Origin of the sequence: Planococcus sp. 1R117A, from assembly GCF_051417975.1 — a bacterium.
Taxonomy (GTDB): Bacteria; Bacillota; Bacilli; order Bacillales_A; family Planococcaceae; genus Planococcus; species Planococcus shenhongbingii.
In genome coordinates this window covers 424,420-444,176 of record NZ_JBPRLO010000001.1, presented here as the reverse complement: position 1 = coordinate 444,176, position 19,757 = coordinate 424,420, and the positions used below count along the sequence as shown (strand labels likewise).

The window sequence follows — 19,757 nt, the reverse complement described above, 5'->3', positions numbered from 1 at the left end:
TTCCATTGTAGCAGAACAACCATGTTAAGACCGTGAAAAAGTAAATGAGAAGGTACGAAAGGAGGTGTTATTCATTACTTGCTTATGTGAAAATACCTTGTTTTATACTAAGTATTACTGAACAGGTTTTCTCCACATCAATACTAATGTCCCTTCACCGGCGTGGACAGCAAGAGAAGAACTGAGGTCGCCTATCAGCACGCGGGCTTGCGGATTGATTTTCAAGACTTCTTGTTTCAAGCTCTCAGCTTCCTCATGGACATTGCCATGCATGATTTGGAAAGTGTCGATTTTGAACTCTTCATGGTCCGCCTTGGCATGATCGATCAAATACTGCACGGCTTTTTTATGGGACCGCACTTTGTCGATTGGCACCAATTCACCTTCAGCGCTTAACTGGACAATCGGTTTCACTTTTAAAAGGCTTCCTAAATAGTACTGGGCGCCACTCATTCGGCCTCCTTTATACAATTGCGACAAGTTTCCGATTAAAATATAATTACGGAAGTTTTGCGTTTCCTGCTCTAGGCGCTTAGCAATTTCTTCAGCGCCAATTCCTTGGTCAGCCAGTTCCAAGCCGCGTTCTAATAATCCGCTCAATCCGTAAGACAGAGCCAATGAATCGACAGCATAGACTTTAAAGCCGGTCATATCGGCTCCGGCAACAGAAGAAGCAATCGTGCCGCTAAGTTTAGCGGAAGCATGGATGGCAACTGCACATTCGTACTCTTCCTGGAGCTTTTCATATAACTCAGCAAACTTTCCAGCAGAAGGCTGAGAAGTTTTGGGGAATTCTGAAGCGTTTTTAATGCGCTCATATAATTGCGTATTCGTTAAATCGACTCCATCTACAAATTCTTCTGAGCCGAAATGGATATTAAGCGGCACGATATAAACATCCGGATGAGCTTTAAATTCTTCTGTTACAAATCCAGTGGTATCCATAACCCAAGCAATTGGTTTTTTCATTTACAAACATCCTATCATAAAAGTATTTTGAATAATTAAACTATAGCACGGATAAGGAGCGCCGAATAGCCTAAAAGGTAGAGGTTCAAGACAAACTTCCGACTTGTCTAAAAAGATAAGTCTACAGCTAAACTACAGTTTAGCAAAACGTTTTTCGAATGATTCTCGCAAGTCGTTTTGGTGTTTAATCAGGATTAGGATAATTGCAAGAATCAGCGGCCATAAAACAGATAGTTGACCAGTAAGCGAAATCGCAATGATAAATGCTGAGAAACTAGTGAGCATGGTCAGGGTTGCGCTTTTGAGGATTGGGAAGAAAATCCCGAAAACAAGAAACATCACCAGAAAAAGTGAAGGCGTGATCAATAAGCTCACGCCTATAAATGTAGCAATGCCTTTGCCCCCGCGGCCTTTTAGCCACAGCGGGAAAAGATGGCCGCAAATCACCAAAAGGCCGCCGATGGCAATAACCCACTCGTTCAAGCCCCCATACTGTCCAAGCCCCGCAACTAAGGCGCCTTTTGCGGCATCCCCTAAAAAAGTCAGGACAAAAGCAGTTTTGCCGATTACAGCTCCTGCATTCCGGGCACCCAGATTGCCAGTGCGCTCTTTTCGCAAGTCGATGCCTTTCCATTTGCCGATCCACCAGGCTGTCAATAAATTTCCGATAAAATATGAAGCAATCCAATAAATGACCATGCCGGCCTCCTGAAAGGGTGTCGTTATTCCTATTTAAACAGTTTACAGCAGAGAAGGAAAGCCCGCTCTGTAAGACCCAAAGAGATCTCCAGTTTTTCTATGGAGGAATTGAGAGTTGATTCAATGCACAGCGGGTATAGCAAGAGGAAAAAAGGAGTGGGGATGATGGAAGATTTGACGCGTGAAAAATATTTGGCTCATGGTATTCCGCCGCAATCTCAATCACGTAAGCCGGGTTTGGAAAAGGATATGGATCCGCCGCCTGTTTTTGATTTGGAAAGCCGCCGGGGAAGCGGCAAACTGACGGATAAAGTGGCAGTGGTGACAGGAGGGGACAGTGGCATCGGAAAAGCTGCGGCAATCGGCTTTGCTAAAGAAGGGGCCCATCTTGCGATTGTCTATTTTGATGAACATATTGATGCGGAAACGACAAAGCATTTGATCGAAAAGCAAGGTGTGCGCTGTTCGCTGCATGCAGGAGATATCGCGGACGAAGCCTTTTGCTGGAAAGTCATCGAAGACGTAATCGAGATCCATGGGAAGATTGATATCCTGGTCAATAATGCCGCTTGGGCAAAAAGGCAGGACAGCATCCTGGACATTTCAGCAGAACAATTGCAGAAAACGTTTGCGACGAATGTATTTTCGATGTTTTATTTAACAAAAGCGGTATTGCCGCATTTACAGGTGGGCAGTTCCATTATCAACACATCCTCGATTGATGCCTACGCCGGCCAGACTGGACAGGTGGATTACTCGGCGACAAAAGGGGCAATTGTAGCGTTTACTCGGGCAATGGCGCTGGAACTTGCAAGGGACGGGGTCCGGGTGAATGGCATTGCTCCAGGTCCTATCTGGACACCGCTCGTTGCTTCCAGTCATTCAGAGGAAGAAGTCGCTGGATTCGGAATATCTACCCCGCTTGGGCGTCCGGGTCAGCCGGTGGACTTAGCGGGCAGCTTTGTATTGCTGGCTTCTGCCGACTCCGCTTATATGACCGGGCAGTTTTTGCATATTAATGGAGGAGCCTATTTGTCTTCGTAAACACGGAGATGCTGAATAAGTAGGGATATAAAAAGGCCATCTTATTTAAGGATGGCCTTTACCAGCTTGTTGAGAAAGTTAAAATTTGTATTAGTGACCATCCCTTAACCGAGATTCCGCCAACCAGCTGCGAAGCTATTGGCCGAATCATTTCGGTCAATAGCTTTGCGACGAGCTTGCGCAGGAGCACATGTTTTGTGGCCGAGGTTTGTGAGGCCAAGTCTTTGCGACGAGCTTGCGCAGGAGCAGTACGGTTTTCTCCGCTGGTTGGCTTCATATCTGGAGAGCAGGAGGCAATACAAGAGAGCTTTCCAAAACAGTCACAATTTTAGAGAGTCTCTAAAGGTGACAAAACAAAGCTGAATGCAGCGGAAGGTGGGCGACTCCAGCGGAAATAACATGAGCTGAAGACCCTGGACTGAGCAAAGCGAAGGAAGCGGCTGAAGCCATGTCCGCGGAAAGCGTCCCACCTGGAGCGCAATGACAGAAGAAGATATAAGGCCTGAAAAAGGCCATCCTATTTCAGGATGGCCTTTAATCCGCTATTTCAAGTCTGCTGCTTCGAACAGGTAATCGCTGATGACGCGAAGCCCTTTGTCGAAGTTTTCTAAGTGGAAATGTTCGTTTGGTGCATGGAAATTCTCGGAAGACAAACCGAAGCCCATTAAAACGACCGGCAAGCCAAGAACTTGGTCAAATACAGCGACAATCGGAACCGATCCGCCCATGCGGGTAAAAGCAGTTTTAACATTATAAACTTTTTCGTAAGAGCGGCCTGCAGCCTGGATAGCCGGATGATCATAAGGCGTCAGGAAGGGTTGTCCTTTATCGAAATCGGTGATTTTTACGGTAACGCCTTTTGGTTTATTCGCTTCAATGTGGGCACGAAGCTTCGCGACAATATCGTCTGGATCTTGGTTTGGCACAAGGCGACAGGTGATTTTAGCGCTGGCTTCAGCAGGCAGAACCGTTTTGATGCCTTCGCCGGAAAATCCGCCGGTGATGCCGTTGATTTCGAGTGTCGGGCGGATCCAAGTGCGTTCGACAAATGAATAGCCTTTCTCACCGAAATCTTCGGTAATGCCCAGATCTTGTTTTTCTTTTTCAAGATCGAATTCCAAAGCCGCAAATTCCGCACGTTCTTCGTCCGATACTTCCAAGACATCTTCATAAAAGCCTTCCACTTGAATGACGCCTTCTTTGTCGCGGAACGATTGCAGGATTTCCACGATGGCATGCAGTGGATTTTGGACAGCGCCGCCGTAAAGGCCGGAATGCAAGTCGCCTTTTGGTCCCTTGACATCAATCTGGATGCCTGCAAGGCCGCGGAGCCCATAGCAGACAGCCGGACGGCCAGGGCCCTGCATGCCGGTATCAGAAATGACGATCAAATCAGCTTTTAATTGTTCTTTATTCTGTTCAACGTATTTAGGAAGTGTAGGGCTGCCGATTTCTTCTTCGCCTTCAACGATGAATTTGATGTTTACAGGAAGTTCACCGTTCAATTTAAGCAATGCTTCGACCGCTTTTACATGCATGAACGTTTGTCCTTTGTCATCACTCGCGCCGCGCGCGTAAAGTTTATTGTCACGGACATGCGGATCGAAAGGAGGTGTTTCCCAAAGGTTCAGCGGGTCAACCGGCTGAACGTCATAATGGCCATAAACCAGCACAGTCGGTTTGCCTTCAGCATGAAGCCAGTCAGCATAGACAACTGGATGGCCTTCAGTCTCAAGGACTTCAGCATTCTCCAGCCCTGCATTTTGCATGGCATCTCTCAGCCATTCGGCGCCTTTTCGGATATCATCTTTGTGCTCTGACAATGAACTGATGGAAGGGATTCGCAAAAATGCTTTCAGTTCTTCCAGGTGTTCTTCCCGGTGATCTTTGAAATATTGGTCTATCACTTGTGCATTCATTTTATCCCTCAATTCCTTATTTTTTAATTATGGAAAAATTATAACATAGGAGCTAAGGTTTTCGACATTTGGATTTTTGCTATGGTATAATCTTTGATACGGAAAGAGCTCGTAAAATCTGTGTTTTATACACTGGAGGAACCAAATTTGTTTATCGCATTAGGGATCTGTTTATTCATGTCGTTCTTCTTCTCGGGAAGCGAAACGGCGTTAACAGCTGTTAATAGGATGAAGGTCCATCTTCGCGCGGAACAAGGCGATGCGAAATCGCTGCGGGTACGGAAGTTGATCGCGAAGCCGGACCGAATGATTACGACAATCCTAATTGGAAATAACATAGTGAATATCCTGATGCCGACGTTAGTGACAACAATTGCACTTACAAGAGGCTGGGAAGTGGGATTAGCAACGGCCGTTTTGACAGTCATCATCATCATTTTTGGTGAAGTGCTGCCAAAAACGATTGCCGCCACATTTGCTGATCGACTTGTTTACGTGGTGGCGCCTGCCATCAGTTTTTTTGTCATTATTTTTAAACCGCTTACATGGTTGTTGTCGAAATTTACGAATATCTTTATTCGCATCATTTCAAAAGGAACCGTGAAAGAAGCTACCTTGACCAAAGAAGAATTGCGGTCGATGGTGGACATTGCATCCACTGAAGGGACATTTGCCGAGGAAGAATCAGAACGGATCAAAGGTGTTCTCGATTTCCCTAATAAAGACGTGTCTGATGTCATGTCAACGCATCGTACCGATACGGTGGGCATTGCAATCGATTCCACTTACGAGGAAGTCCGGGACTTGATTTTGTCTTCTGCTTATACACGTTATCCGGTTTACGAAGAAAGTCTGGATAATATCGTCGGCTTGTTTTATTCGAAAAAATTGATCGAGTGGTCGATGAATCCGAATTTGACGATCGTGGAACTGATGGATGACAATCCGCTCTTTGTTGTGCAGTCGGTAAGCGTCGAGAAAGTCTTTAAAATGATGATGTCCAAGAAAAAACACATGGCAGTTATCCTGGATGAATACGGTGGAACGCTTGGAATAGTCACTCATGAGGATATTATCGAGGAAATGATCGGTCAGGAGATTGAAGATGAAACGGACGTAGAAGACGATGAGCTGGTCTTCGAAATGACCGAAACCCAATTGTCTTGCCACGGCCGTCTGGAAATTGAGGACGTCAATGATATGTTCAAGGTAGAAGTGCCGAACGACCATGACACCATTGCCGGATTTGTCATGCAGCAATTAGGCCATGTGCCGGATGAAGGCGAAGAATTTACATACGAGAACCTTCACGTCAAAGTGAATGAAATGGACCGCAACCGGATCATCCGGTTGACCATTACCAAGCATACAGATGAAGAAATAATGGCAAACCCTGTTTAAGACAGGGTTTTTCTTTTTGTTTGTTTTCGCATCTATGCTTGTCAAAAGAAAGGGTGCTTCCGCTTTTCTATTGTCCAGCTGCAGCGGCCAGATTCTCGGGTCATAAGCCAACCCGGCTGTGCGGCTGAAGAGATGCCGCTTCGCCGGTTCGTCTTATGCCTGTCGAATCTTTACGGCCGCTTCCGCTTTTCTGAATTACAACTTTGTAAGGTTTATGAAAGTGAATCCGATAGAGCGTAAGCTTCGGATAAGGCACAATAAGGTTAATAAGAAAAACGGACGGGGGCACTATTCATGGAAAGTTTATATACAGAATACAACCGATACATTTATCATTTATGCTTAAAATTGACTCGCAATAAAGCTGAGGCGGAAGACTTGATGCAAGAAGTGTGGTTAAAAGTTGTGCGCTATGAGTCATCGATTCAGGAAGTGGATCATTTAAAGGCATGGTTGACAACCATCTGCATGAACACTTTTCGTGACCGGTACCGCAAAAATGTACGACGCAGCAAGCACGTGATGCATCAGCCGGAAGGATTGGATGTTTCGCTTCTTGATTTGATTCCTTCTGATGAAGCGGGAGCTGAAGAAATTTTGGAACAGCAAGACGTTTCAGTAATGATTCGCCACAAGATTTCAGAACTCGATTCCATTTACCGCACAACCATCATGTATTTCTACGTTCACCAATTGTCGTTGATTGAAATAGCGGAAGCCATGAAAGTATCAATTGGAACCGTAAAATCACGCTTGTTCCGAGGCAAACAACGGTTAAAAGACATGTTGCTGGAAGATGCACGCACGCGTGAATATGTGCAAACAGCTTAATATTAAACTATCAGCCAGCTGAATCTTTCAGCTGGCTTTTTATTCCATAAAAATAATAAATTTCTTTTCATTTCTTCTTGCTATAATGAGAGCGAGGGGGAGGGTTTATGAAAAGAAAGAGGTTCCAAGGGTGGAGCAAGCGAAAAAGAATTGTCAGAGGAATAGCAGGAATTCTAGCTTTATTATACATAGCGGTTATTGTCTGGCATACATATAAACCATTGCCGCCCGGAGTTTCCTATGCTGGAAATACACACAGTGTGGAAAATATTGATATGCTTTATGACCTTTCCTATGCCCAGGACATGAAAGGGTCAGAAAAGGAATATGAACTGCAGATTTTCAAAAAAATATACGACATGATTGATCAGGCGGAAGAATTTATTGTATTGGATTTATTTCTATTTGATAATTATAACGACCAGAAAACGGCTTATCCTGCTGTAGCTGAATTGCTGACCGATCATTTATTGAAGAAAAAACAGGAAAATCCGGAAATGCCCATCTATTTCATCACCGACCCATTAAATACCGGATATGGCTCTTATGGAAGCCAGTTGCTTGGAACATTGGAGGATGCAGGAGTCGAAGTTATTTTTACCGATCTGGATCAATTGCGGGATTCCACGCCGCTGTATTCCGGCTTTTACCGTGTGTTGTTCCAATGGTTCGATACCGACAGCCAAGGATGGATCGCAAATGGCATGTCGAGCGATGCTCCTAAACTGTCAATCGCCTCATACCTGGAAATGATGAATATCAAAGCCAATCACCGGAAAACGGTCGTCACCGAAAAAGAAGCGATCATCAGTTCCGCAAATCCGCACAATGCCAGCGGGCTACATGGGAACATGGCTTTTACAGTAAGCGGACCGATTATAAATGACATCCTTGAATCGGAAGAAGCGGTGTCCAAATTCTCAGGCGGTCCTGAGTTTCCAAGGATAAAGGCTGCCGAGCAAGAAGGAAACTATAAAGCTCAATATTTGACTGAGAGTCAAATATTCGATGCGTTGATACAGGATATCGGGAAAGCGAAGAAAGGAGACAGCATCTGGCTGGCGATGTTTTATATTGCTGAAAGTGATGTGGTCGGGGCTTTGAAAGAAGCGGCAAACCGGGGAGTGGAAGTGCGGATGATTCTTGATCCGAACGAGAACGCTTTCGGTACGGAAAAAACCGGACTGCCAAACCGCCCTGTTGTCAACGAAATGTACGAAGAGGCAAATGAAAACATGAAAGTCCGCTGGTATAATACCGTGGTCGGACAATTCCATACCAAATCCATCATGATCAAGACACCTGAAGAAACAATTGTGATGGGAGGTTCAGCGAATTATACGGAGCGGACACTGGACAATTATAATCTGGAAGCCGATATCCGAATTGTGGCACCAAACGGCAGCGAGCTAGTCGGGGAAATGGATAGCTATTTCAATCGCTTATGGACAAATGAAGACGCGCTTTATACCCTGGACGTTGAAAAATTCCAGGATGAATTCTCATTTTGGCAGCGCGGGGTATACGGATTCCAAAAGATATTTAAATTAACAACCTATTAAAAAATGGCCTCTCCTTAAAAAGGAGAGGCCGTTCGTATGTTATTAAAGAGATTGCTTGCCAGCATTGATCCATTCTTCAACGTTCCAGACTTTTGTTGCCAATCCCTCGTAAAATTCAGGTTCATGGCTGACGAGGACGATTGTGCCTTTATAGGCTTGCATTGCACGTTTTAATTCCGCTTTCGCGTCAATATCCAAGTGGTTTGTCGGTTCATCGAAAATCAGCCAATTGCTTTCTTCCATCATTAATTTGCATAAGCGGACTTTGGCTTGTTCGCCGCCGCTCAATTGCGTCATCGAACGGGAAATATGTTCGTTTTTCAATCCAGTCCGGGCAAGAGCGCCGCGTACTTGGCCTTGATCCAAGCTCGGATAAGCAGCCCAGATTTCATCAAGCGGTGTGTGGGTAGGTGCTTTGACTTCCTGCTCGAAATAGCTCGGAGTCAAGTATTCCCCGCGCAGAACATCGCCGTCCAAAGGTTTGATCTTGCCAAGCATTGTTTTCAGCAAAGTCGATTTACCGACGCCGTTCATGCCGACAAGCGCGATTTTCTCGCCGCGTTCAATCATGAATGTGAGAGGCGGAAGAAGCGGCTTGTCATAGCCGATGGTCAAAGCTTCTGCTTCTACTACATAGCGGCTCGGGCTGCGGGTTTCTTTAAATGAAAATTGCGGTTTGGCTGCAATTTCCGGTTTTTCAATGCGGTCCATGCGATCCAATTGCTTCTGGCGCGATTTTGCGCGTCCAGTTGTGGACGCCCGCGCTTTGTTTTTTGCGATGAAGGTCTCGGTTTTCTTGATCATGTCGGCTTGTCGTTCGTAAGCGTCCAAATGCTGCTGTTTTGCAAGCTCAGCAAGCTCGATGAATTTTTCATAAGTCGCTGTATAACGGGACAAGCGGGAAAATTCCAAGTGGAAAATGACGCCAGTAACGCTGCTCATGAATTCCGTATCATGCGAAATCAACAAGAACGCATGCGGGTAATTTTTTAAGTAGTTAACAAGCCATTGAATATGTTCTTCATCCAGATAGTTGGTCGGCTCATCCAGCAAAAGGACTTTCGGTTTTTCCAAAAGCAATTTGGCAAGAAGCAGTTTTGTCCGCTGTCCCCCTGACAGAGCTTCAACCGGGCGTTCCAATCCGATTGCGTCAAGCCCAAGACCGCGTGCAATCTCTTCAATTTTTACATCAAGCGTGTAGAAGTCGCCGGCATCCAATGCATCTTGCACTTCGGCCATTTCTTCAAGAAGTTCTTCAAGGCGGTCAGGATCGGCATCGCCCATTTGCATAGCGATGTCATTCAATTCTGCCTCTTTTTTATAAAGCGGCAGGAAGGCATCTTGAAGCGTTTCGCGCATTGTGCGCCCAGGCGTCAATTGGGTATGCTGGTCCAAATAGCCGTAATGTGTCTTCGGCTGCCATTCAACCCGTCCGGAGTCGTACATGATTTTCCCTGTTAAAATATTCATCAATGTGGATTTGCCGACGCCGTTAGCTCCGACAAGGCCCACATGTTCGCCTTCAACTAGACGGAACGACACATCATTGAAAAGTGTGCGGTCTCCGAAAGTATGGCTTAAATTCTCTACTGTTAATAAACTCATTTATTTAATTCCTCCATATTTTAAGAAAAGTGTAGGTGCTAAGAAAAGCGCAGGCGCCTGTGTAGCTCCGACAAGCGCTAAAAGGCTGGGCAGTGATGGCGCTCTTTGCCATCGCAGGCCAGACTGAAGCGACTCGAGGAGCTAGGCGCCGGAGCTGGACACAAGAAAAGCGGAAGCGGCGGTTCAGGTTCGACGGGCATAAGACAAACCGGCGAAGCGGCATTTTTCCAGCCGCACAGTCGGGTTGGCTTATGACCCGAGAACCTCGCCGCTGCAGCTAGACCATAAGAAAAGCGCAGGCGCCGGAGCTGGACACAAGAAAAGTAGAAGTGCCTGTTCAGCTCTGACAGGCATAAGACAGACCAGCGAAGTGGCGTTCTTTGCCGCACAGCTGGGTTGGCTTATGACCCGAAACCTTCGCCGCTGCAGCTGGGCCATAAAAAAGTATAAAGTCCTTGAGGGATAAGGGACGAAGGGGAGAAATGCAAAAAAAAATTCGCGGGCTACAGTTCCGCGAGTTTTTTATTCAATTCCGCGAGGCGTTGTTCCATTTTTTCCAAGCGTTCTTCTGCCTGGTCCACCATTCTTGCATGTCCAGTAGTTTCCAGCTTTTCAATATCACCTTGTTGGCGTGTGTAATCACTTTTTAGTTCAGCAATTTCATACTCAAGTTCCTGTCGGTTCACTAGATTCACCCTTAGATTTTTTTCCATTGTATCACATTATACACAATTTTAAATCCCTTACGGCTTAGTTGTTGCTTTTCACATCAATGGTAAAACCTCTATAATGGTCAAGGAAGTTTTAGCAGAAGAAAAAAAGTATGATTTAACTATCAAAAAAAGGAGGCAATATCTCATTGATTCTATCTTATTCGGTTTAATGCTGATTTTTTTCCTTGGAGTTTTATCGCAATGGATTGCTTGGCGGCTGCAGCTACCTGCCATTGTCCTTATGTCGATTTCCGGGCTTCTGGTAGGTCCCATATTCGGCATCATTTCTCCAGCGGAAAGGTTCGGTGAATTATTCGGCCCGATCATTTCATTGGCTGTCGCCATTATTTTATTTGAAGGAAGCCTGAATTTAAATTTTAAAGAAGTAAAAAACTTCAGCAAGCCACTATGGCGCATTGCTACATGGGGGGCGTTTATCGCCTGGATTGCGGGATCGCTCGCCGCTCACTATATGGCCGGTCTGTCACTCGCCGTTTCGTTTGTTATCGGCGGCTTGTTCATTGTTACCGGACCAACAGTGATTCTGCCGATGCTGCGGCAGGCAAAATTAAAACCTCGTCCGGCAGCGATTTTGAAATGGGAAGGCATTATCGTCGATCCTTTCGGTGCATTGCTGGCATTATTTGCTTTTCAATTTGTTTTATTCGCAATGGGAGAAGAATCCGCATCGGCGTTCGGCTTGTTCTTTTTAGCCTCATTGTTTTCAGTGCTCCTTGGCCTTGTTGCCGGCTGGGGGATGGGCAGGATGTTCGAAAAAGGGCAAGTGCCTGAATTCCTCAAGTCGCCGATGGTGTTTGCGGTTGTGCTGCTGGTATTTGCCGTTTCAGATACCGTTATGCCCCAAACAGGATTGCTTGCCGTTACGTCAATGGGCATCATGATGGCGAATATGAATATCACATCCATCAATGAAATGCGCCATTTCAAAGAAAATATTTCGGTGCTGTTAATCTCGAGCATTTTCGTTATGCTGACGGCATCGTTGAGCTTGGACATATTGATTGGAATCTTTAATCCTCGGATTATCGCCTTTGTCCTGGCGATGCTCTTTATCGTCCGCCCTTTGTCTATCTGGCTTTCAACAATCGGAACTGATTTATCGTTCCAGGAAAAGTTGTTGGTCGGCTGGATTGCGCCGCGCGGAATTGTTGCGCTGACAGTCTCCGGCTACTTTGGCGCGACATTGATGGACGCAGGATTCGAAGATGCGGAATTATTGACGGCGCTGACGTTTGCCTTGGTCTTTTCAACCGTCGTGGCACATGGATTTTCCATCGGCTGGCTCGGGAGGAAGCTGGGGCTTGTTTCATCCGTTGAACCCGGAATACTGATTGTTGGGAGCAGCCGGTTCACTGTGAAACTTGGCAAAATGCTGCACGATATGAATAAGAACGTTTTGATTGTGGACTCCGCGTGGGGCCGCCTGCGATTGGCCCGCGAGGAAGGAGTGCCAAATTTTAACGGAGACATCCTATCGGAACATACCGAGTACGAAAAAGATTTAACGCCTTATGAAACGATGATTGTAGCGAGTGAGAACGATTCGTATAATTCATTGGTTACCAGTAATTTCGTGCCGAAACTGGGGCGGACGCATTTATTCCAAACTGCTATCCATATAGGAAATCCGAAAGATTTCCATGCTTCGCTCAGCGGCAAAACCTTATTTGGGTCAGAATGGAACATCCAGGCACTTGAAGAAAAGGCTGAGGAAGGATACGCCATGCGGAAAACGCAGTTGACTGAGCAATTTACTTATGAAAAATTCCGTGAGAAGTCAGTGGAAGGCACCATTCCTTTATTCATTGAGCGGGCGCAAGGAAAGATTGAATTCTTTACCGCTGAAAACGGGGCGGAACCGAAAACAGGAGATACCATTGTCAGCTTTTCACCGCCGGCCCATCAGGAAATCCGCACGCAAGAGAAATTGGAAACCAGCCGGATTAAAAGCGGAATTCAGTCTTAAGAATGAAATCTGACTTGGATAAGCTCAATCAATGCGTATTATGAATCGGACTTTGCTATGATAAAGTAAATCAGCTTTGGGAAACTCTGTTAAGTTTTTCAAAGTGAGACATTCAGGGACAGCGGAACTGTCCGGCAGATACGTATTCAAGGAGGATTTATCTTATGAAGATTTTATTAGTGGATGGAACCATTATTGGTTCGAAGACCGGTGTGATTTTGGAGCAAGTGCAAACATATATCAAAGATTTCAATCCGGACATGGAGCTTCTCATTTTAAACTTGGCTGACTATGACCATCAATTTGTTGATGGCCGGCCACTTGGCGAATACAACGAGGATATGCGGGAAATCGTTCGCCGCTTTGAAAATGCAGATGGCTACATTATCGCATCTCCGATTTTCCAAGGCTCTATTCCTGGAGTGCTGAAAAACACATTTGATATGCTGCACCCTCGCACAATGCGCTATAAGCCGGTTTCCATCGTAGCAAACGGTGGCACGTATCAGCATCATCTGGTCATCGAAAATCAGCTGAAGCCGATACTCGATTATTTCCGCTGCCTCGTAACGCCGAACTATGTGTATACGCACACTAGCCATTTTGATGACAACAATACTATCATTAATGAAGACGTTCACGATCGCTTGCGCGAATTGGCACGTGTTTTCGTCCAATATGCTGAGATGAGCAAGCATTTATCCAAGGAAACGATTGACAATCCTTGATTGGCAGAAGAAAAACCTCCCGCGGGAGGTTTTTTTGCTTTATTTGCTGGAAATAAAATCAAACTTTATTTATATCATTACTAGTTATAGGATTTACTTTCCTTCCGAAGCGAAATACTTTCCTTCCGCCGTAGAATACTTTCTTTTCGACGTAAAATACTTAATTAATCCGGAATAAAGTATACCCTGTCTTTATAACTTCCTTTATAAGGCATATTAGTGGCCTTAAGCAGCTTAGATGCCGTAGTTGTAGAGCTTATACCTGTAAAATCACGAAATTCTCTATTAGAAATAGTCGGCCCGATCAAATAACGATATTGTTTCAATGCCAATAGATGGCTGTCAGCCTCAGCGAATAGGCAAGTGTCACAGCGCCACCTTTTACGAGTATAGAGCAATTGGCGAACCACGCAATTCGGACAAAGGACTCCCTTCAATAATGAATTTGGCATCCTCAGTAAAATGGGTTGCTTGCTTGAATGGATAGCAGCTAACTCCAATGCGAGTGATTCAGTCCGCTTTTTTGTAATCCTTACTTGCAGCTGGTCCCGCAGCAATTGATCCATCAAAAAAGGCAGACCTGAAGATTGGATCATGATGCGTTTTCCAGCTCTCGATTGAATAACTGCAGAAGGATAGGTAAAGACGATGGCACCGATAACGGGCAGTTTTATTTTACGTTCGGTTAGGAATTGCTCAACCCATTTCTCATGGCGCCGTACTTGGTCATCGGGATTCCGCATGCCGTCAATGCTGCCGTCTTTGTTTGTCCGCGAGAACTGACGTGTCTGAGAATCGAAATTTAGCAGGCCGGAAATGCTTTTGATTTCAAGAATTAAAATGAAATGGCTGGTTATAAGAAGAGTGTCGATTTGATGTGAGGATTGCTGTTTTTGAATAAATAAATCATGGATAAAATAGTGGGGGATTGGGATGCCGATTTCGTGCCAAAGGGAATCAATGCGTTGTTCGCCGTGATAGCCGGCGCTGATTCGGCGAAGTTTTTCTGTCCAATGGGGGAATTGGATATGGGTAGGAGGAAGTCTCTTGAGCAAACTTTCGAGCTGGAAGAGTTCGGCTGGAGCCTGGCGTTGTTTAAGTATCAATCTAACAACTCCTTTCTTCTTTATGAATATAGCTTACAAAAGTGAAGACAGCAAGTTGAAATTGGAAAAAAGCTGGCTACTGTCCGGGAACCGAGATTTACTGTCCGCACAGCATAAAATACTGTCCATACTTAGAAAATACTGTCCGCAAACCGACAAATACTTTCCAACCCCCGCGAAAAGCCATCAAAACCGGAAGATGCTATAATATACGCTATACGAAATGAGGGTGAATAAATTGAAATCAGTAGTACTTGCAGAAAAGCCATCCGTAGCACGCGATATTGCACGCGTACTGGGATGTTCACAAAAAGGCAATGGATTTTTGGAAGGCAAACAATATATCGTCACATGGGCGCTTGGCCATTTGGTGACACAGGCACAGCCGGAGCAATACGACAACGACTTCAAAGAATGGAAAATGGAGAACTTGCCGATTATTCCGGATCCGTTTAAACTCGTGCCGATTAAACAGTCAATGAAACAATACAATGCAGTAAAAGCGCAATTAAACCGCAGCGATGTCAATGAAGTCATCATTGCAACCGATGCCGGGCGCGAAGGGGAACTCGTCGCACGCTGGATCCTGGAAAAAACGAAAACGCGCAAGCCGATCAAGCGGTTGTGGATTTCTTCTGTCACCGATAAAGCAATCAAAGATGGCTTCAACAATCTGAAAGACGGTAAAGCCTATGAAAACCTGTTCCAGGCAGCAGTTGCCCGTGCGGAAGCGGACTGGGTGGTCGGCATCAATGCCACACGCGCATTGACGGTAAAATACAATGCGCAATTATCAACCGGACGTGTCCAGACGCCGACGCTCGCAATGATTGCCGAACGCGAGCAGCAAATCCGCAATTTCCAGCCGAAGCCATACTACGGCATGCAGGCAATTACGGAACAAGCCGCTTTTACATGGACTGACGGCAACTCGACGCAGTCATTTGATAAAGAAAAAATCGACAAGCTGTTCAACAAACTGGGCAATACGCATGAAGGAACGGTCACGGAAGTGAAAGTCACGCCGAAGAAGCAGCCGGCGCCGCCTTTATTCGACTTGACCGAACTTCAAAAAGAAGCCTATAAGCGCTACAGCTGGTCGGCGAAAGAGACGCTCAACACGCTGCAAGGCTTATACGAGCGTTATAAAATCGTCACATACCCGCGGACCGATTCGAAGCATTTGACGTCTGACATGAAAGATACATTAAAAGACCGCATCAAAGCGGTGCAAGTCGGACCTTACCGGGCGTTGGCCGCTACCATCCTGAAAACGCCGGTGGCTGCGCAAAAAGGCGTGGTCGATGACAATAAAGTCAGTGATCACCATGCCATCATCCCGACGGAAGAAACGCCGCAGCTTCATAATTTATCCGATAAAGAGCATAAATTATACGACATGATCGTCAAGCGCTTCCTGGCCGTCTTTTACCCGATGTACGAATACGACCAGACAACGGTGATCATCACTGCAGGCGGCGAAACCTTCCAGACAAAAGGCAATACGATCCGCAATGAAGGCTGGAAACGCGTTTACAATGACGACGAAGAAGACGGCGATACGACATTGCCGCCATTTGAAAAAGGGCAGAAGCTCCATATTAAAGGAATCGCCCTGACAGACGGCAAGACCAAGCCGCCAGCTTTCTTCAATGAAGGAACGCTCCTTGGGGCGATGGAAAACCCGTCACAGTTCATGGCCGGCGAATCCAAAGAGTTGATCCAAACACTTGGTGAAACAGGCGGACTTGGAACGGTTGCGACACGCGCCGATGTCATCGATAAATTGTTCAATACATTCTTAATCGAGAAGAAAGGCAAAGATTTAACGATTACGTCGAAAGGCCGCCAATTGCTTGAACTTGTTCCGGAAGATTTGAAATCTCCGAAGCTGACCGCAAGCTGGGAGCAGCAGTTGACTAAAATTGCAAAAGGGCAGATGAAAAAAGAGCAGTTCATGAAAGAAATGATTGCGTTCGCCCAAAAGTCAGTGTCGGATATCAAAAAGAGCGACAAAAAATTCAAGCACGACAACGTTACTGGCAAGACTTGCCCGGATTGCGGCAAGCCGCTTCTTGAAGTAAACGGCAAACGCGGCAAGATGTACGTCTGCCAGGACCGCGAATGCGGCTATAAAAAGCAAGTAGCGGTGCAGACCAATGCCCGTTGCCTGGTCTGCCATAAACGCATGGAAATGCGCGGCGAAGGGGAAGGCAAAATGTTCGCCTGCCAATGCGGCCACCGCGAAAAACTGTCGGCATTCGAAAAACGACGCAATGCCAATCAGTCAAAAGCGACGAAGAAAGATGTCAATAAATACTTGAAACAGCAGGACGACACGCCTGTGAATACAGCAATGGCAGATGCGCTGAAAAAATTATTGGGGCAGAACGATTAAAATCCAAGCGCTGGCATGATATGCTTGTTGAAAATAGAGCGTGTGAGGTGCAGCCTGTGGCAAAGAAAATCGTGAAAACCAATGCAGCGCGCATATTGGAAAAAGAGAAAATTGCGCACGAAGTTCTGCAATATGATCCGGAAGACGGCAAGATCGATGGCGTTTCTGTTGCGGCCAAAATCGGTTTTTCACCGGAGATGGTCTACAAAACTTTAGTAGCTGCCGGGAACTCAAAACAGAATTATGTCTTTGTAATTCCAGTAGCGGAAGAGCTGGACTTGAAAGCTGCTGCCAAAGCGGCAGGCGAGAAGAAAATAGAAATGGTTCCTGTTAAAGACATTTTAGGCTTGACCGGCTATATTCGCGGAGGCTGTTCACCGCTCGGCATGAAAAAGGCATTTCCGACTTTTCTCGCTGAGCAGGCGGAATCGTTGGATGAAATTATCGTCTCCGCCGGAAAAATCGGCATGCAATTAAAACTGGCCCCTGACGATTTGATCCAAGCGACTGGCGGCCAGTATGCTGCTATTGTGATTGCTGGTTGAATTAATCGGACTTTTATGGTCAGCGGGTTTCCCACTCGGAGAAGCGGAACCCTTACTGACTGCTAAAGAAAAATAAAAACCATCCGTTCTTTTTGAGATGGATGGCTTTTTATCAATACATAATAGAAAGAAGGATGGGGATGGGACGCGCTTTTTTTTATCGGTGGCTGTTTTTCATTAGTGGACTTATTGTTTTAGCATTAGGCTTTACCATGATCATCAAAGCGGACAAACTTGGCATCAGTCCTTGGGATGTATTGAATGTCGGCCTCTTCAAGAATTTCGGTCTTAGTATCGGCACTTGGGCAATTATAGTGGGTCTTGCAGTTATCGTTTCCACAATGCTGTTCACACGGAAGTTCCCGCAAATCGGCACATTCTTGAATATGCTGCTGATTGGAGTTTTCATCGATGTATTCAATTGGCTGATACCGGATATTGAAACGCTGGTTGGACAAATACTCATTTTTCTTGTTGGCATTACCATTTCCGGCTATGGAGTCGGTCTTTACGTGTCACCAAGAATCGGTGCAGGCCCGCGTGATAGTTTGATGCTGATCATCGTTGAAAAGACAGGCCTCAGCATCTCGGTCGTCCGGGCAGTCATTGAAATTACCGTCGCGTTTATCGGCTGGATGCTCGGTGGGCCGGTCGGAATCGGAACCGTCGCTGTTGCATTATTGACTGGCAGAATCGTGCAAGTGTCATTACCGCAATTCGAAAAGTTGTTGAAAAAAATTATCGATAAAAAAGACAGCGTACCTCCTGCTCTAAAAATTTAAAAGGCGTTTCAGAAAGTTGAAACGCCTTCTTTAATATGTTATAAATAAAACCAAGTAAGGCTATTGGTTTTATAAAAATAGGCAATCAAAGGGGAATTTATATGGGACGTGAGTTCGTAGAAATATTTGATGAGTGGGTTCATACTTACGACGATTCAGTTTATGGAAAAGATAAAGAATATGAAGATGTTTTCGTAAAATACGATGAAATATTGCAGGCAGTCGCCGATTTAGCTATCAGCCCGGTAGTGGAATTCGGAGTAGGCACTGGAAACTTGACGGAGAAACTATTGGCACGCGGGCTTGAAGTGACAGGAATTGAACCCAATCAGGCAATGCGTGAAGTAACTGCTGGAAAATTAGCGGAATTAAAATTAATGGACGGGGATTTTCTGCAGTTTGACGATAAAATTAAAGCGAAAACCTTTGTCAGCACTTACGCTTTCCATCATTTGACGGATGAAGAAAAAGCTCAGGCGTTCCAGCTGTATGCGGAAAAGCTCCCAGTAGGCGGCAAAGTGGTGTTTGCGGATACGGTGTTTGAATCCTTAGAAGCAAAACAGCAGAAAATTGAATTTGAAGCATCACGCGGGTATGTTAATCTTGTGGAAGATTTAAACCGTGAATACTACACGACACTGCCGGCAATGAAAGAATTGATCGAAACAGCAGGCTTTTCAGTTGAGTTCACTCAATTGAACGGGTATGTTTGGTTAATAGAGGCTACTAAGAAAGGTTGAAGCGCCTGTCTCAGCTCCGACAGGCGTAAGACGATTTGGCGAAGCGGCTTTTTTTCAGCCGCACAGCCGAATTGGCTTACGACCCGAGGAGCTAGGCGCTGAAACTGGACACTAAGAAAGGTTAAATGCCTGTTCAGCTCCGACAAGCGCTGGAAGGCAGGCCAGTCTGAAGCGTCTCGATGAGCTAGGTGCTGAACTCGACACTCAGAAAACCAATAAAAACACTAACTTATAAGGAGACGATACCCATGAAAAAAATGAATGTTGAAAGCTTTAATTTGGACCATACAAAAGTGGTTGCCCCATATGTACGTTTAGCTGGAGAAAAAACGGGCGCAAATGGCGACACGATCCGCAAATACGATATCCGTTTCAAACAGCCGAACAAAGAACATATGGATATGCCGGCTCTTCATTCTCTTGAGCATATGATGGCGGAGCATAGCCGAAATCATTCTGATCAAATCATTGATATCGGGCCAATGGGCTGCCAGACTGGTTATTATTTATCCGTGATTAACCATGATGATTTTGATGATATTTTACGCATTTTGGAAAACACATTAAAAGATGTTATTGCAGCGGACGAAGTGCCGGCCTGCAACGAAGTGCAATGCGGATGGGCAGCAAGCCACAGTCTGGAAGGCGCAAAAGAATTAGCGCGTGAAATGCTGGCTAAAAAAGACGAGTGGCGCCAAGTATTTGCGGAAGAAACTGTTTAAGGAGAA

17 protein-coding genes are annotated in these 19,757 nt (G+C 45.6%); 11 read left to right on the top strand and 6 right to left on the bottom strand.

Features of this window, described 5'->3' with window-relative positions; genetic code table 11:
- Positions 1 to 114 precede the first annotated feature (114 nt).
- Both ACSFXN_RS01945 and ACSFXN_RS01940 read right to left on the bottom strand, forming a co-directional pair.
- On the bottom strand, positions 115 to 969 hold the full coding sequence (locus ACSFXN_RS01945) for a DegV family protein (protein ID WP_437148527.1): 855 nt from the start codon (positions 967 to 969) through the stop codon (positions 115 to 117).
- Positions 970 to 1,101: 132 nt separating this feature from the next.
- On the bottom strand, positions 1,102 to 1,668 hold the full coding sequence (locus ACSFXN_RS01940) for a glycerol-3-phosphate acyltransferase (protein WP_437148526.1): 567 nt from the start codon (positions 1,666 to 1,668) through the stop codon (positions 1,102 to 1,104).
- 165 nt (positions 1,669 to 1,833) lie between these two features.
- On the opposite strand from ACSFXN_RS01940, the gene ACSFXN_RS01935 reads away from it, so the two are divergent.
- Positions 1,834 to 2,712, top strand: coding sequence for an SDR family oxidoreductase (locus ACSFXN_RS01935; protein WP_301855324.1), 879 nt, complete (start codon positions 1,834 to 1,836; stop codon positions 2,710 to 2,712).
- 542 nt (positions 2,713 to 3,254) lie between these two features.
- Here the strand turns inward: ACSFXN_RS01935 and ACSFXN_RS01930 are convergent.
- Complete coding sequence (locus ACSFXN_RS01930; RefSeq protein WP_437148525.1) at positions 3,255 to 4,631, bottom strand: dipeptidase; 1,377 nt, start codon at positions 4,629 to 4,631, stop codon at positions 3,255 to 3,257.
- Positions 4,632 to 4,778: 147 nt separating this feature from the next.
- Here ACSFXN_RS01930 and ACSFXN_RS01925 point away from each other — a divergent pair, with 147 nt between their 5' ends.
- The 3 genes from ACSFXN_RS01925 to ACSFXN_RS01915 all read left to right on the top strand — a co-directional run bounded on the left by ACSFXN_RS01925 (position 4,779) and on the right by ACSFXN_RS01915 (position 8,425).
- The gene (locus ACSFXN_RS01925) at positions 4,779 to 6,032 is read left to right on the top strand and encodes a hemolysin family protein (protein ID WP_437148524.1); all 1,254 of its coding nucleotides are present in this window, start codon (positions 4,779 to 4,781) and stop codon (positions 6,030 to 6,032) included.
- A gap of 294 nt (positions 6,033 to 6,326) precedes the next feature.
- On the top strand, positions 6,327 to 6,863 hold the full coding sequence (locus ACSFXN_RS01920) for an RNA polymerase sigma factor (protein ID WP_437148523.1): 537 nt from the start codon (positions 6,327 to 6,329) through the stop codon (positions 6,861 to 6,863).
- A 107-nt stretch (positions 6,864 to 6,970) separates the two neighbouring features.
- The gene (locus ACSFXN_RS01915; RefSeq protein WP_437148522.1) at positions 6,971 to 8,425 is read left to right on the top strand and encodes a phospholipase D family protein; all 1,455 of its coding nucleotides are present in this window, start codon (positions 6,971 to 6,973) and stop codon (positions 8,423 to 8,425) included.
- Between the two features lie 42 nt (positions 8,426 to 8,467).
- Here the strand turns inward: ACSFXN_RS01915 and ACSFXN_RS01910 are convergent, their stop codons facing one another.
- A complete protein-coding gene (locus tag ACSFXN_RS01910; RefSeq protein ID WP_437148521.1) occupies positions 8,468 to 10,030 on the bottom strand; it encodes an ABC-F family ATP-binding cassette domain-containing protein in 1,563 nt (520 codons plus the stop codon).
- A gap of 503 nt (positions 10,031 to 10,533) precedes the next feature.
- Positions 10,534 to 10,743 carry an SE1832 family protein gene (locus tag ACSFXN_RS01905; RefSeq protein WP_436837148.1) on the bottom strand — a complete coding sequence of 70 codons (210 nt, stop codon included), beginning with the start codon at positions 10,741 to 10,743 and terminating at the stop codon, positions 10,534 to 10,536.
- A gap of 169 nt (positions 10,744 to 10,912) precedes the next feature.
- On the opposite strand from ACSFXN_RS01905, the gene ACSFXN_RS01900 reads away from it, so the two are divergent.
- A complete protein-coding gene (locus ACSFXN_RS01900; RefSeq protein WP_437149145.1) occupies positions 10,913 to 12,730 on the top strand; it encodes a cation:proton antiporter in 1,818 nt (605 codons plus the stop codon).
- Positions 12,731 to 12,894: 164 nt separating this feature from the next.
- Positions 12,895 to 13,458, top strand: a complete 564-nt coding sequence (locus tag ACSFXN_RS01895) for an NADPH-dependent FMN reductase (protein WP_437148520.1) — start codon at positions 12,895 to 12,897, stop codon at positions 13,456 to 13,458.
- A 164-nt stretch (positions 13,459 to 13,622) separates the two neighbouring features.
- Here ACSFXN_RS01895 and ACSFXN_RS01890 read toward each other — a convergent pair whose 3' ends face one another.
- Positions 13,623 to 14,564, bottom strand: coding sequence for a nuclease-related domain-containing protein (locus ACSFXN_RS01890; RefSeq protein WP_437148519.1), 942 nt, complete (start codon positions 14,562 to 14,564; stop codon positions 13,623 to 13,625).
- Between the two features lie 223 nt (positions 14,565 to 14,787).
- Between ACSFXN_RS01890 and ACSFXN_RS01885 the strand changes: the two genes are divergently transcribed.
- The 5 genes from ACSFXN_RS01885 to ACSFXN_RS01865 all read left to right on the top strand — a co-directional run bounded on the left by ACSFXN_RS01885 (position 14,788) and on the right by ACSFXN_RS01865 (position 19,751).
- Positions 14,788 to 16,962, top strand: coding sequence for a DNA topoisomerase III (locus ACSFXN_RS01885; protein ID WP_437148518.1), 2,175 nt, complete (start codon positions 14,788 to 14,790; stop codon positions 16,960 to 16,962).
- Between the two features lie 56 nt (positions 16,963 to 17,018).
- Positions 17,019 to 17,507 carry a Cys-tRNA(Pro) deacylase gene (gene ybaK / locus ACSFXN_RS01880; protein ID WP_437148517.1) on the top strand — a complete coding sequence of 163 codons (489 nt, stop codon included), beginning with the start codon at positions 17,019 to 17,021 and terminating at the stop codon, positions 17,505 to 17,507.
- Positions 17,508 to 17,647: 140 nt separating this feature from the next.
- Complete coding sequence (locus ACSFXN_RS01875; protein WP_437148516.1) at positions 17,648 to 18,289, top strand: YczE/YyaS/YitT family protein; 642 nt, start codon at positions 17,648 to 17,650, stop codon at positions 18,287 to 18,289.
- A 101-nt stretch (positions 18,290 to 18,390) separates the two neighbouring features.
- Positions 18,391 to 19,029: a class I SAM-dependent DNA methyltransferase gene (locus ACSFXN_RS01870; protein WP_437148515.1), complete on the top strand. Its 639-nt coding sequence runs from the start codon at positions 18,391 to 18,393 to the stop codon at positions 19,027 to 19,029.
- Positions 19,030 to 19,277: 248 nt separating this feature from the next.
- Entirely contained in the window at positions 19,278 to 19,751 is a 474-nt protein-coding gene (locus ACSFXN_RS01865; protein WP_437148514.1) for an S-ribosylhomocysteine lyase, read from the top strand.
- Positions 19,752 to 19,757 lie beyond the last annotated feature (6 nt).